11 protein-coding genes are annotated in these 12,913 nt (G+C 65.9%); 4 read left to right on the top strand and 7 right to left on the bottom strand.

The genetic code is table 11. The features are described from left to right. Positions 1–21 precede the first annotated feature (21 nt). From ABEA18_RS16745 to ABEA18_RS16735, 3 genes are read left to right on the top strand one after another with little or no spacing between them, the layout of a single operon-like run. Positions 22–717: a GntR family transcriptional regulator gene (locus ABEA18_RS16745; RefSeq protein ID WP_345450921.1), complete on the top strand. Its 696-nt coding sequence runs from the start codon at positions 22–24 to the stop codon at positions 715–717. Continuing rightward, entirely contained in the window at positions 714–2,123 is a 1,410-nt protein-coding gene (locus ABEA18_RS16740) for an amidase (RefSeq protein ID WP_345450919.1), read from the top strand. The genes ABEA18_RS16745 and ABEA18_RS16740 overlap by 4 nt, the downstream gene beginning before the upstream one ends. After that, a complete protein-coding gene (locus ABEA18_RS16735; protein WP_345450917.1) occupies positions 2,113–3,237 on the top strand; it encodes a ring-opening amidohydrolase in 1,125 nt (374 codons plus the stop codon). Before ABEA18_RS16740 ends, ABEA18_RS16735 begins: the two co-directional genes overlap by 11 nt. On the opposite strand, the gene ABEA18_RS16730 is transcribed toward ABEA18_RS16735, so the two are convergent. The 6 genes from ABEA18_RS16730 to ABEA18_RS16705 are packed head-to-tail and all read right to left on the bottom strand — an operon-like array spanning position 3,212 to position 10,160. Then, positions 3,212–4,486, bottom strand: a complete 1,275-nt coding sequence (locus tag ABEA18_RS16730; RefSeq protein ID WP_345450915.1) for a vWA domain-containing protein — start codon at positions 4,484–4,486, stop codon at positions 3,212–3,214. The genes ABEA18_RS16735 and ABEA18_RS16730 overlap by 26 nt on opposite strands. Then, positions 4,479–5,423: an AAA family ATPase gene (locus tag ABEA18_RS16725; protein ID WP_345450913.1), complete on the bottom strand. Its 945-nt coding sequence runs from the start codon at positions 5,421–5,423 to the stop codon at positions 4,479–4,481. The genes ABEA18_RS16730 and ABEA18_RS16725 overlap by 8 nt, the downstream gene beginning before the upstream one ends. After that, positions 5,407–6,348: an XdhC family protein gene (locus tag ABEA18_RS16720; protein ID WP_345450911.1), complete on the bottom strand. Its 942-nt coding sequence runs from the start codon at positions 6,346–6,348 to the stop codon at positions 5,407–5,409. The genes ABEA18_RS16725 and ABEA18_RS16720 overlap by 17 nt, the downstream gene beginning before the upstream one ends. Position 6,349: 1 nt before the next feature. Then, a complete protein-coding gene (locus ABEA18_RS16715; RefSeq protein WP_345450909.1) occupies positions 6,350–8,743 on the bottom strand; it encodes an aerobic carbon-monoxide dehydrogenase large subunit in 2,394 nt (797 codons plus the stop codon). Beyond that, complete coding sequence (locus ABEA18_RS16710; protein ID WP_345450907.1) at positions 8,740–9,276, bottom strand: (2Fe-2S)-binding protein; 537 nt, start codon at positions 9,274–9,276, stop codon at positions 8,740–8,742. Before ABEA18_RS16710 ends, ABEA18_RS16715 begins: the two co-directional genes overlap by 4 nt. Before the next feature lie 5 nt (positions 9,277–9,281). After that, positions 9,282–10,160 (bottom strand): FAD binding domain-containing protein, encoded by an 879-nt coding sequence (locus ABEA18_RS16705; RefSeq protein WP_345450905.1) that lies wholly within the window; start codon positions 10,158–10,160, stop codon positions 9,282–9,284. Between the two features lie 240 nt (positions 10,161–10,400). Here ABEA18_RS16705 and ABEA18_RS16700 point away from each other — a divergent pair, with 240 nt between their 5' ends. Beyond that, a complete protein-coding gene (locus tag ABEA18_RS16700) occupies positions 10,401–11,006 on the top strand; it encodes a DUF1326 domain-containing protein (protein WP_345450903.1) in 606 nt (201 codons plus the stop codon). Positions 11,007–11,197: 191 nt separating this feature from the next. Here ABEA18_RS16700 and ABEA18_RS16695 read toward each other — a convergent pair whose 3' ends face one another. Continuing rightward, a complete protein-coding gene (locus tag ABEA18_RS16695; RefSeq protein WP_345450901.1) occupies positions 11,198–12,910 on the bottom strand; it encodes a CocE/NonD family hydrolase in 1,713 nt (570 codons plus the stop codon). Between the last annotated feature and the right edge of the window lie 3 nt (positions 12,911–12,913).

Genomic DNA, 12,913 nt, shown 5'->3' with positions numbered 1-12,913 from the left:
GACACACGATCAGGAGACACCATGAGTGCTGAAGCAACGGCCGGCACGAGCAAAGTCCTGGTCCCGACCATGGCTGACGCCGTCGTCCAGCGGTTGAGGGCGCTGATCGTGTCGGGCGAGTTCCGCCCCGGGGAACGGCTCGTTGAGGAACGCCTGTCGGAAATGTTCGGCGTCAGCCGGCCTCCCCTGAGGGAGGCCTTGCGGATACTTCAACGGGACGGACTGGTCCAGAGCCTGCCCCGCCGGGGCTTCATCGTCATCCCCATCACGGCCGAGGACGTGCGGGAGATCTATTCGCTCCGCTTCGCCCTGGAGCGGATGGCCGTGGAACTGGGGATGCCGGTCCTGGACCCGAGCCGGCTTCAGCCCATGCGCGATGCGCTCGAAGACATGCGGGTCGCAGCAGAAGAAATGGACGATGAAGCTGCGGTCCAGGCCAACAGCCGTTTCCACCTTGCCTTGGTCTCCCTGCCGGGCCACAAGCGACTCATCAATACCTACGAAGGACTTCGCCTTCAGCTCGAATTGTGCATGGGGTACAACTTGAAGTTCCGTGAACAGATGTTCGGTGACCGCAAGGACATGCACCCCCGCCATGCCCAATTGCTGGAAAGCATCGAAACGGGTGACAAGGAAGCCGTCTTGTATGAGATCGCCCATCACGGCAACGCGTCTCTCCTTGAAAATCTCGATGATCTGATTGGCACTGGAGGGTGAGCACCACCCCCGTGACCCTGCGCGATCTCGCGGCGCAAGTGCGGTCGGGACAATTGGCGGGTGACGCCCTTGTGAAGCCTGCCGCGGACCAGATCGAACGCCGAAACGGCCCGCTTAACGCCCTGGTCTCCAGTCGAAGCGCCGATGCCCTCGCAGAGTCCGCTCATGCGGACTGGACAGACCGCACGCTTGCCGGCATTCCGTTCACCGTGAAGGACATGCTCGCGACGGCAGACCTGCCGACCACCTGCGGATCCAGGACTCTTGAGGACTGGAGCGCCGGAGTCGACGCAACTGCCGTTGCTAGAATGCGTGCCGCCGGTGCCGTTCTCATGGGCAAGTCCAACTGTCCGGAGTTTGCCCTGGGCGTGGACACGAACAACGAGTTGTTCGGCAGGACGTTCAATCCGCTCGGAGAGTGGACGCCGGGGGGATCCAGCGGCGGTGAAGCCGCCGCGATTGCCGCCGGAATGTCATTGGTGGGCCTCGGGAGCGACTATGGTGGCTCGATCCGTTGGCCGGCCCAGTGCGCCGGACTCGTCGGTCTGCGCCCAACGGTGGGGCGAGTCCCCAGATCGGGGGAGCAGCCAACCCTTCCCGGCTCCGATCCGCTGGGGGTGGAGGCGTTGTCCTTCCAAGACGCAGTCCAGGTCATCGGCCCGCTGGGCCGGTGCATCGATGACCTGCACACAGCGCTTTCCGTGATCAGCGGCCCGGACGGCATCGACCCGATCGCAGTCGACGAGCCTCTCGGGGACTACCGCGAAGTGGACCCGAGTGACGTCGAAGTCCGCTGGGGTACCCACGTTGGCAACGTCCCGGTGGACCCCGAGGTTGTGCGGACCGTCTTTTTCGCGGTCGAATCACTCAGGTCATTAGGAACGCGTGTCCAGGAGGGCCTGCCCGATGCCGTCAACGACGGGCTTAAGGTCTATGATCTGCTCCGTGCCGCAGACGCCATGGGCACCATTGCCGCCGTCGATACTGCGCGTCCGGGACTCATTGGCGCCCCGGTCCGGGCCATGCTTGAAAACCGGACGGCGCCCGGCAGGGCCGAACAGGCCGAGCTGTGGGAGCACCGCAACAAGATTGTCGCCAAGCTTCGCCAGTGGCTCACCGGGGACCGGGCCCTCATCCTGCCTGTGAGCGTTGACATTCCCCGGGACCTGCGCGGAGATGTAGCGAACTTCCGCTTGCTGACGCCCAGCCGGGCCATCAGCCTTTTCGGCTTCCCGTCCTTGTCCGTGCCCGTCGCCACGGCCCGCTCCGGAGCGCCCATCTCCGTCCAAGTCGTCGCGCCACCTTTCAGGGAGGACCTCGCACTCGCGATCGGCGCGGCGCTGGAACAGGCGTCCGGATGGGGGCGCACCACAACACTGAAGAACAGGATTCCGGATGCGAACTGATGTGCATGTATGCCAGATGCGAACCCCTGGCGACGTCTCGGAGATCGCCAAGCTCTTCGACGCCGGAACCATCGATCCCGCCGACGTCGTCGCCGTCGTGGGCAAGAGCGAGGGGACCGGCCTCGGCCGGGACGTCGGCCGCGAGACCGCCGACCTGGCAATCCGGACTCTCCTCGCGCAACGGACCGGATGCAGCCCGGCGGAGATCGCCGACCGGGTCTGCATCGTGCTTTCCGGCGGCAGCCCCGGGGTGATCACGCCCCACGTCGCCCTCTTCACACGGACGGCCGACCCTGCGCCGGAGCCGCACAACGGCAGTCCGCGCCTCGTCGTCGGGCTGTCGCATTCCGAGGAAATCCTCCCGGAGGAGGTCGGGCGGATGGGCCAGATCTCCAAAGTCCGGTCGGCCGTCAGCGCTGCCATGCGGGATGCCGGGCTGACGGATCCGTCCGATGTCCACCTCGTCCTCGTCAAGGCGCCGTCCCTGACCGCCGAGTCGATCGCGGACGCGAACTCCCGTGGCCACGAAACCGTCACCAGGGACGTCTCCATCGGAGCCGAGGGTGCCATCTGCTACTCCAACGACGGATCCGCGCTTGGCGTCGCCCTCGCTTTGGGTGAGGCTGACGACGATCAAGTGCACGATTCGATGGTCCGCAGGGACTGGTCGGTGTTCTCGGACGTCGCCATGACATCTTCCGGGGGCGAGAAAACACATGCCGAAGTCCTGTTGCTCGGCAACTCAACCGGCTCGTCCAGCCCCCTGCGTATCGGGCACCGATCAATGCGGACCATCATCGACGCATCTGCCGTGAGCGGTGCCCTCGAATCCGCAGGCATAGGACCGGGCTGCGACGTCAGTGAAACCTCAAAGGCTGTTGTGTACGCCTTGGCCAAGATGATCATGCCCGAAACAGCCGAGCTGGACGGCCGACGCATCACCATGCTGGACGATCAGGTCGGCTACCACGTCGCCAAGGCAATGGGAGGCTTTCTCCTGGCCTCGCTGACCGGCCACACCACAGTCTTCGTCAGCGGTGGTGAGCGCAATTCGCATCAAGGTCCTCCCAATGGCAACCCGCTGGCCATCATCGTGAAGGCGACGGAAGAGTAACGGAGCAGCGTGACCGCTCGGCGCGAATGGCGGTTGCAGCTTCCGCCAAAGCTGCGTAGTTGTGCCCGCTGATGAAGGCGTCACAATAGGGCAGCGCAGCGGCCATGCCGCCCGCCAACGGTTGGTAGTCGGTGCCGGCCTTCCTCGGATTGACCCAGACGATCCGGTAGGCAAGGCGCCGCAGCCGCGCCATCTGGGCGTCCACCAGTTCCGGCGCGTCCTGGGCCCAACCGTCGGAGAGCACCACAATGACCGCGCCCCTGGCCAAGCCGCGGCGACCGTGGCCATCGATGAAATGCCGGAGGCTCTCCGCGAGCCGTGTGCCGCCCGCCCAGTCGGGCGCGGCGGCGGCTCCCAGGGCCAGGGCTTTGTCCGGGTTCCGGGTCGAAAGCTGCCGGGTCAGCCTGGTCAACCGGGTGGAAAACACGAACGCCTCAGCCTGGGCGCCGGCCACTGCGCCCTGCAGCAGGGAAAGGAAGACCTGTGTGTAGGGTTCCATGGAGCCGGATACATCGCACAGAAACACCAGTCGGCGCGGACGCAGACGACGGCGGGCATACACCAAGGAGCTTGCGTCGCCGCCGGTCCGCCGGGCAGCGCGAATGGTGCGCCGGAGGTCGAGCTTTGCACCGCCGTGCGCCCCTTGGCGTGTCCGGCGGCTTCGGCGCTCCGGGGTAGCCAGCACGATGCGCTGCACCAGTTGGCGCACGTGGGCAGCTTCTTCGGGTGTCAGCTCCGCGAAGGACTTCTCATGCAGGTGCTCGTCAGGGGAGGCCATGGCCAGGATTGCCTCGAACCCGAGTGCGTTGGATTCGTCGTCGTTCGCTACGCCGGGGACGGCGAGGGGTGCCCGCGACGCCGGGACGTGGCCATCGGCATGAGCCAGGCGTCGCTCGCTTTCAGCCGCCCGGGCGTGCTCCGCCGCGCCGATTGCTGGAGGACTGTTGATATCGCCGCGGGTGTCCGCCGGATCGAGCATCCCGTCAAATGCGGCTGTCCCGTCGAATACGGCAGAAAACATGGCGTCGAATACCGGCAGTTGTTCGTGCGAGGAGACGAGCGCCACCCGGCACGTCCAGTACAGTGGCTCACGGGCAGTCGGAGGAACGATCCGGAGCGCCTTGGCCAGCCAGGCCGCACGGTCCGGGGAGCTCGGCAGTCCTGCACGTCGCAGGGCCGAGCTGAATCCGACCGCCAAGGCCGCTGCATCGACGCCGGGCCGGCCATCCCTGAGCACGTACTCAGTCATGGCCGCCGGCCACCCATGCCGGTCCGCGGGCCCATGCAATGTCCAGATCGTCACGATTCTTCAGGACCGAACCCCAGGTCTGTTTCACCGCATCCGGGTCCAGGCGGTCCACGCCAAGCACCGTGAGGGCGGACACCCAGTCGATGGCCTCCGCGATCCCCGGGGGTTTGGCCATGTCCAGCGACCGCAGCCGCGTGATAGCCGCTGCGGCATCCAGGGCGAGCGGCTCGGCGCTCCCGGGCACCCTGCGGCGAACGATCGCGGCGATACGCTCGGGCCGGGGGTAGTCAATCCAGTGGTACAGGCAGCGCCGGGTCAATGCGTCGTGCAGGTCCCTCGTCCGATTGGAGGTCAAGACGACGACGGGCGGGTGCGTGGCGCGGATAGTGCCAAGCTCGGGAATCGTCACCGCGGCCTCGGCCAGCAGCTCGAAAGTGAAGGCCTCGAACTCGGCGTCGGCCCGGTCGATCTCGTCCAGCAGGAGGACGGCCGGGCGCGGACCGGGATGCTCGATCGCCTTCAGCAGCGGGCGGCGCAGCAAGTACTGTTCCCCGAAAAGGTCGGCCTCCTCCAAGTGGACGTCCCGGACTTCAGCCAGGCGGATCCCCAGGAGTTGGCGTTGATGGTTCCACTCGTACAGGGCCTCGCCCACGTCGATGCCCTCGTAACACTGCAAGCGGTACAGGGGAGTGTCGAGCACCTTGGCCAGCGCTTTCGCTGCCTCGGTCTTCCCGACGCCGGCCTCACCCTCCAGCAGGATGGGTTGTGGCAAGCGGATGGACAGGAACAAAGCGGTCGCCAGTCCGACGTCGGCGAGGTAGTCGCCGTCGTCGAGTGCGGACATCAACGCGGAGACGTCCGGGAGAAGGCGGCGCACTTCGTCTTCAGCACCCGCGCGCACCGGTCCGGCGGCGGGGGGTTCACGACGCGGTGGCATAGTGTTCCGGATCGGCGAGGAAGGCCCTCCTGCATCCAGGGGAACAGAAGTAGTACGTCGTTCCGGCGTACTCGGCGTGCAGCGTAGATTCCACAGCCGGGACGCTCATGCCGCAAACAGGGTCCACGGCGCTTGCGGGCTCGGTGCTCGCGGGCACCGGATCCGCCGTCGCAGTCTCCGGTCTCGTAGACTCTGCGGCCCCGCCAAAGTGGCGAACGGAGACAAGCTCGGCCAGGATCGACAAAGCGATCTCGGCGGGCGTCCGGCCACCCAGCAGCAGCCCGGCCGGGCTGTGTACGCGCGCCCTCTGGCTGTCGTCGACGTCGAGCGAGGCCAGGACGGCGGCGCCGCGCGTGCGGCTCGCGACGAGGGCGACGTACGGCACCCCTAGCCGGAGTGCGGCCTCCAACGCGGGCTCCTCGTCCCGGCCCTGGGAAGCGACGATGAGGGCAGCGTCGTCGGCCCGTGGTTCCGCGGCAGTTCCGTCGCTGAGTTCCATGTCCAGGTCGAGGATGGCACCCAAGGCCCCCAAGGCTTGTGCCACGGGAGTCGCGCCGACCACCACTACCCGGGGAGCGGGCATCTGCGGCTCGAGGAAGATCTCCACCGCGCCGCCGCTGAGGCAGGGATTTGCGACCTCCACGGCGCCCTCTTCGCGGGTGCGGGACGGTTCGCCGGGGACGACGCGCAGCAGCAGGGGTTCGTGCTTGGTCAGCGTCTGCAGTCCGTATTCGCGCACGGAGGCCTCGACGCACGTGCCGCCAAGGAACCCGTCGATTTCCCCGTTGGCCAGCACCAAGGCGGTGTCGCCGGCGTGGGCGCTGGTGGGGTGCTGCGCGCGCACTACGGTTGCACGCACAAAGGGTTCCCGGCGTTCCACAAGTTCCTGCGCCCTCGCCGTCAAGGCTTCTCCGTGCAGGGGCATGTCACACCGGTGGCCTGGCCCGGCCCTGCATGGCCTCCCACACCCGGGCTGGCGTGCACGGCATATCCATGTGGGTCACTCCATACGGTGTCAAAGCATCCACGATGGCGTTGACGATGGCCGGCGGCGACCCGACCGTGGCGGACTCGCCAATGCCTTTGGCGCCGATGGGGTGGTGTGGCGACGGCGTGACGGTAAATCCGGTCTCCCAATCCGGGACTTCCATCGCCGTGGGGATGAGGTAGTCCATGAACGAGCCGCTGAGGCAGTTGCCTTCCTCGTCGAACGCAATGATCTCCATGAGCGCCATCCCGACGCCGTCGGTGAGCCCTCCGTGGACCTGGCCCTCAATGATCATCGGGTTGATCCGGGTCCCGCAGTCGTCCACAGCGATGAAGCGCCGGACCTTGACGCGGCCGGTCCCGGCGTCGACGTCCACAACGCAGATATAGGCGCCGAACGGGAACGTCAGGTTGGGAGGGTCATAGGTCACCTCCGCGTCGAGGTTGCCGTCGATGCCTTCCGGCAGGGCCACGGTGCCGTGCGCGCCGAAGGCGATCTCAGCGATGGTCTTGCCGGCGCTTGGATCGCCCTTGACGAACCAGCGGCCCTTTTCCCATTCGAGGTCCTCGGGCCGGGTCTCAAGCATCGCGGCGGCAACGAACTTCGCCTTTTCCCGGACCTTGCGCGCCACGAGCGCCACTGCGCCGCCGCTGACCGGCGTCGAGCGGCTGCCGTATGTGCCAAGGCCGAAGGGTGTTTGGTCCGTGTCGCCGTGTACGACGACGATGTCTTCCGGCGGGATGCCGAGCTCCTCGGCCACGATCTGGGCGAACGTGGTTTCGTGGCCCTGGCCCTGGCTCTGCACCGAGATCCTGACGACGGCCTTGCCCGTGGGATGGACGCGGAGTTCGGCACCGTCGGCCATGCCGAGTCCCACGATGTCGAAGTGCTTGCGGGGTCCGGCACCGACGGTCTCGGTGAAGAAGGAGACGCCGATGCCCATCAGCTCGCCACGCTCCCGCTTTTCGAGCTGCTCGCGCCGGAGATCCTCGTACCCTGCCATCTGCATGGACAAGCGCATGGCGGGCTCGTAGTTGCCCGAGTCGTAGACCCAGCCGGTCTTGTTGGCGTAGGGGAATTGCTCCGGCTTGATGAAATTCTTCAGCCGAAGCTCTGCCGGATCCATCTCCAGTTTCCGGGCCAGGATGTCCACCATGCGCTCCACGAGGTAGACCGCTTCGGTCACGCGGAAGGAACAGGCATAGGCCACTCCGCCGGGGGCCTTGTTGGTGTAGACGCCCGTGACCTTGCAGTAGGCCGCCTTCAGGTCATAGCTCCCGGTGAAGATGGAGAAGAAGCCGGCCGGGGTCTTGGTGGGCTGTGCAGTCGCGTTGAAGGCACCGTGGTCTGCCAGCACGCTGGTCCGGACTGCCAGGATCTTGCCGTCCTTGGTGGCCGCGATCTCGCCCTGCATGATGTAATCGCGGGCGAACGACGTCGACATCAGGTTCTCCGAGCGGTCCTCCACCCACTTCACCGGCTTGCCGGTGACAATCGAGCCGACGACGGCGAGCACGTAGCCGGGATAGATGCCCACCTTGTTGCCGAAGCCTCCGCCGATATCGGGGGACACGATCCGGATCTTGTGTTCCGGAATGCCGGCAACTATCGCGTACAGGGTCCGGTGGGCATGCGGGGCCTGGGTTGTTTCGTAGAGGGTCAGCCTGCCGTCGATCGGATCGAAATCCGCGACGGCGCCGCAGGTTTCCATGGGTGCCGGGTGCACGCGCGGGTACACGACTTCCTGGGCCACGACGACGTCGGCAGCGGCGAACACCGCCTCGGTTTCAGCCGCATTGCCGATCTCCCAATCGAAGATCCGGTTGTCCGTCCTGCCCTCGATATCGTCCCGAATGATCGGCGCGCCCGGGTCGAGGGCGTGGCGGGCATCAATCACCGGCGGCAACATGTCGTATTCGACGTCGATCAGCTCCAGGGCGTCGCGCGCGGCGTAGCGGTCCTCGGCAACGACGAAAGCGACCTCCTGGCCCTGGAAGCGGACCTTGTCGGTGACGAGGACTGCCTGGACGTCCGCCGACAGGGTAGGCGCCCACGCGAGGTTGAGGGCCTGCAGGTCCTTGCCGGTGATGACGGCGAGGACCCCGGGATGCGCCAACGCTTCGGTGGTATCTATGGAAACCAGCCGGGCATGCGCGACGGGGGCGCGCAGGATGGCCCCGTGCAACATGCCGGGCAACACGATGTCGTCGAGGTAATTGCCCTTGCCACGGACGAACCGCGGGTCCTCCTTGCGCTGGAGACGGCCGAAGCCGATCGGGCGGCCCGGGTCTCCGGCCGCCGGGTTGGGTGCATGCTCCTGGACGGTGGTCATGCCGTCACCTCTTCCGCGATGGTCCCTCCGGCACCGCCGTCTTCCGTCCCGGCGTCCGTCTCAGAATCCCAACCGGGCGGGTGGGCGGCTGCCCATTGCACCGAGCGGACGATCGTCGCATAACCGGTGCACCGGCAGATCTGGCCCGAAATGGCTTGGCGGATCTCGCCGTCGTCGGGATGCGGGTTGCGGTCCAACAGTGCCCTGGCGGTGAGCATCATGCCCGGAGTGCAGAATCCGCATTGCAGGCCGTGTTCCTCCATAAACCCCTGTTGTACCGGATCGAGCGTGCCGTCCGCAGCCAGTCCCTCGACGGTCCGGATTTCGTGTCCGTCGGCCATGGCTGCCAGCACGGTGCACGATTTCACCGGCTGACCGTCCATCAGGACCACGCAGGTTCCGCAATTGCTCGTGTCGCATCCCCAGTGCGTGCCGGTCAAGCCAAGGTTTTCGCGGATGAAGTGGACCAGCAACACGCGGGGTTCGATCTCCCGGGTCACCTTGTCCCCGTTGACCGTCATGCTGACCTGCATTGCATTCAGCCTTCCTGTGCACCTGCGGCGCGCGCACAAGCACGGCGCAGGACCCTGCGGGTGAGTTCATCGGCCAGGTGCCGTTTGTAATCGACCGGCCCACGCTGGTCGTCCACCGGGTGGCAGGCGGCGGCTGCGATGCGGGCGGCCTCGACGAACAGGCCTTCGCGCGGCTGCTGTCCGCGGAGCACGGCCTCGGCCTCTGGAACAGTGCCGTCCAGCCCGACCGCCGTCAGCCCGATGGCTGCCTCTTCCACCGTGCCGTCTGCGGAGAGCCCGACGGCGGCCCCGGCCGCGACGACTGCCCAGTCACCTACCCGGCGTTCCACTTTTTCATAGGCGCTGCCCGAACGAGGGCGGATCGTGAAGCGGACTTCGTACAACAGTTCGTTCTGCGCAACGGCGGTTTCGTAAGGGCCGCGGTGGAAATCCGACATCGCGACGATCCGTTCGCCATCGGGGCCGCGGATCACGGCTTGGGCGCGCAGAACATCGCAAACGGTAGACAGGTCTTCGGCCGGATCCGCTTGGCAGAGCGAGCCGCCGATCGTGCCGCGGTTGCGGACCACAGGGTCCGCGATCACCTGCTCGGCGTCGCGGATAATCGGAAAGAGCTCTGCGACGTCGGTTGACTCGAGGAGCGCTGTGTGGCGGGTCAATGCGCCGACTCGCAACTGATCACCTTCGCGACGGATGAATTCCAGTTCCGCGAGGTCGTTGATGTCGATCAGCCACTCCGGCCGCGCCAGGCGCAGCTTCATCATCGGCAGCAAGCTGTGTCCGCCGGCGATGATGCGCGACTCGGGACCGTGGCGTTCGAGGAGGGCCAGCGCGTTTGCGACGTCGCTCGCGCGCTCGTAATCAAATGGAGCCGGAATCTGCATTGTCCACCCCTTAGGGCCAGACATCCTGCACCTCGTAGGACGCGGACCTATGATCAGTCTTGCCCGCGTCATTGAGGGTGTCAACATGGTCAAGGGGGCCAAGATCGCGGCCATTTCGGCTCGCAAAAGAATTTCCCAAACAGTGCCCAATGGACCCGTGAACGATGCGGAGCGCGTTGACACTGTTCCGGGCCGCGAGGAGACTTTTTTCTGGGGATGCCTCGCCGAAAGGAGCCCCAGATGTCGTGGCACGTCGAGGGTACGTATTTTGAGAATTGCAACTGCGACATGGTCTGCCCGTGTTCCACTTCAGGGCTGACCGCACCGGCGGATAACGATCGCTGCAACGTGGCCTTGGCCTTCCATGTGGACACCGGCGAGGTGAACGGCGTCGACGTCGGAGGCCTGACGGTCTGCGTCGTCGCCGATACACCTGCCCTCATGAGCGACGGGGGTTGGAAGATCGGTGTTCTGATGGATGCCGCCGCCTCGCCCGAGCAGGCGGAAGCACTCGGTGGTGTCTTCGGTGGCCAACTCGGCGGACCGATGGAGGGCCTCGCCCCCTTGATCGGTGAAATGGCGGGAATGGAGTCCCTCGAAATGGCCTACACCGAGGACGGGCGCTCGCACCAGGTCCGCATTGGCAGCGCCGTCGACATGGCCGTGGAGGACTTCGTGTCCCCGCTGGATGCCACGGGACTCGGAGTGAAAATCAGCGGGATAGGATTCCCGGCGGACACCCTCGCGGCCGGGACGTCCAGCACGGCCCGCGTGGACGTGTTCGGGATGACCTGGGACAACGCCGGAAAGAACTCCTTCTCGGCTCCCTTTGCCTGGTCGGCCTAGGCGCCGCCCCTGGGTCGAGCGCCAGATTGTCTGAAGTCGACCGGGACGCTCGCTCACATATACGGTCAAGTTCCACGACGCTCGCTCACATCATGTGAGCGAGCGTCGACGGAAAACACCCTAAAAGTGAGCGAGCGTCCGGGGACGCGAAGCTTAGTCAAGCGGTCCCACAACCCGTGGCGCTCAGCCGCTCACGTCGTGAACGGCAGGACGAGCCGTGACTTGTGCGCGGCATCGCGGTAGATCTTGTGGGTGACGGGGCGGCCCACCGGCAAGTGGAAGGCGTCCGGCGGGAGCAGTGCGTTGTGCTCATCGGCCAGTGGCTCGTCGTTGGACAGTTCAACCGTGAGGCGATGACCCGGCTTGAACGTGTTGGCGAACGGGTAGAGCCGCAGTACGTACTCCTCTACGGCCCCCGGCTCCACCGGGACGGACCGGGTGTGCGGGTGGTAGGGGTTGCCCTCGGTGGTCCGGTCATCCAGTTCGCGGTGCGATGCCTTGAGGTAGCCGGTGGTGATCAGCTGGCGTTGCCCGTTCGGCGCGGTGTCCCAGAGGCGCATAATGAAGTTTGTGTCGGCCTGGTCGATTTCCGCGAAGATGTGGGCGGCGCCTGCGCCGATCAGTTCGGTGTCCTGCTCGAACGGCTGGGTGCTCCAGCTCAGGATCTCCACCTTGTCGGTCACCGTCAATGGGGCTTGGTAGAAACCGTCCGGGGCGGCGTACTCGGCCCCCATGGGCTCCGGCTCTTCCGATAGCAGATGGCGCGGGCGGAGGTAGAGGGACTTGTATTCGACGTCCTTCGGCGGCCACTGCGCGGCGGTCACGACTTCGCGCGAGCCCTCCACGAAGACGCTGACGGGCGGTTCGTCCATGACCCCGTTGTCGATGCCCCTGATCCAGTAGTCATACCACCGGAACATCTTGTCGTGCTCCTCGATGAAGGGGCGCGACTGCATGGGCGGGTAGGGTCCGATGGTCAGTTTTTTCGGCCCCTTCAGTGCGTTGTACAACTCGATGGTGCCGTCCAAGGTCCAGCCCCGGCCCTGGTCCAGCTGCAGCCAGACCGGGATGTCAATGTTCGGGGCCAGCGTGATGGGGTTGCGCTCCTCGTACCATTCACCGTCCACCTCGTTCATGACGATGTCGAACCAGGCCTCATGGTTCTTGGGATAGTTCAGTACGTGGACCAGGTTTGGCCAGGCAGCGATATCCGGATCTTCGAGACGCTCGGCGACGAGCTTCTTCAGTTCCTCCGGAGAGTATTTCTCGATCATTCGGGACTTCACGTTGTCGGTGAACGCCCAACCCGAGTCGCCTCCGCGGCCTTCGCGGGCGGCGCGCGGCATGAACCACATGATGCCGCCGTGGTAGGTGGTTTCGTAGAAGTCGTAGTGGCCGCCGGAGACGAAGATCGCCTTAAGGTGCGGCGGACGCTCCGCCGCCGCCAGCACCTGCATGGAACCGAAGTAGGAGATACCCACCATCCCGACGTTGCCGTCGCACCACGGCTGCGCGGCAACCCACTCGATAAAGTCATGGGCATCCTGGCCCAGCGAAACACCGCCCGCGTTGTAGTTGCCGATGTGCTCGCCGCCAGAGAATCCCGAGCCGCGGAGGTCACCGATGACGTGGACGTAGTCCTCCTTGACAATACGGGCGATGTCCCCGGCCTCGATGCAGCCGTCCCACATCGGGCTGGGCCGCCGCTGCGGGGGAGTGGTGAGGGCGAGGGCCTGCAGCTCCTTACCGTACGGACTGAGCGCAACCAGGGCCGGCCGCGGCTTGTCTTCGATGCCGTGGTACGCGTCTGCGGCAAGCTCGACTCCGTCCCGCATTGGAACCCGGAGGTCCTTGCGGACAGCAATGGCCTGTCCACTGGCATTCAGCAACTGAGAGTCATCCATGGG

This window comes from Arthrobacter gyeryongensis, assembly GCF_039543785.1.
Taxonomy (GTDB): domain Bacteria; phylum Actinomycetota; class Actinomycetes; order Actinomycetales; family Micrococcaceae; genus Arthrobacter; species Arthrobacter gyeryongensis.
Note: the sequence above shows the minus strand (reverse complement) of the source record. Positions and strands in the feature narration are given on the sequence as shown.

Coding starts and splice junctions, on each gene's coding strand:
- ABEA18_RS16745 (WP_345450921.1), top strand. CDS start 22: ATGAGTGCTGAAGCAACGGCCGGCACGAGCAAAGTCCTGGTCCCGACC.
- ABEA18_RS16735 (WP_345450917.1), top strand. CDS start 2,113: ATGCGAACTGATGTGCATGTATGCCAGATGCGAACCCCTGGCGACGTC.
- ABEA18_RS16730 (WP_345450915.1), bottom strand. CDS start 4,486: ATGACTGAGTACGTGCTCAGGGATGGCCGGCCCGGCGTCGATGCAGCG.
- ABEA18_RS16725 (WP_345450913.1), bottom strand. CDS start 5,423: ATGCCACCGCGTCGTGAACCCCCCGCCGCCGGACCGGTGCGCGCGGGT.
- ABEA18_RS16720 (WP_345450911.1), bottom strand. CDS start 6,348: ATGCCCCTGCACGGAGAAGCCTTGACGGCGAGGGCGCAGGAACTTGTG.
- ABEA18_RS16715 (WP_345450909.1), bottom strand. CDS start 8,743: ATGACCACCGTCCAGGAGCATGCACCCAACCCGGCGGCCGGAGACCCG.
- ABEA18_RS16710 (WP_345450907.1), bottom strand. CDS start 9,276: ATGCAGGTCAGCATGACGGTCAACGGGGACAAGGTGACCCGGGAGATC.
- ABEA18_RS16705 (WP_345450905.1), bottom strand. CDS start 10,160: ATGCAGATTCCGGCTCCATTTGATTACGAGCGCGCGAGCGACGTCGCA.
- ABEA18_RS16700 (WP_345450903.1), top strand. CDS start 10,401: ATGTCGTGGCACGTCGAGGGTACGTATTTTGAGAATTGCAACTGCGAC.
- ABEA18_RS16695 (WP_345450901.1), bottom strand. CDS start 12,910: ATGGATGACTCTCAGTTGCTGAATGCCAGTGGACAGGCCATTGCTGTC.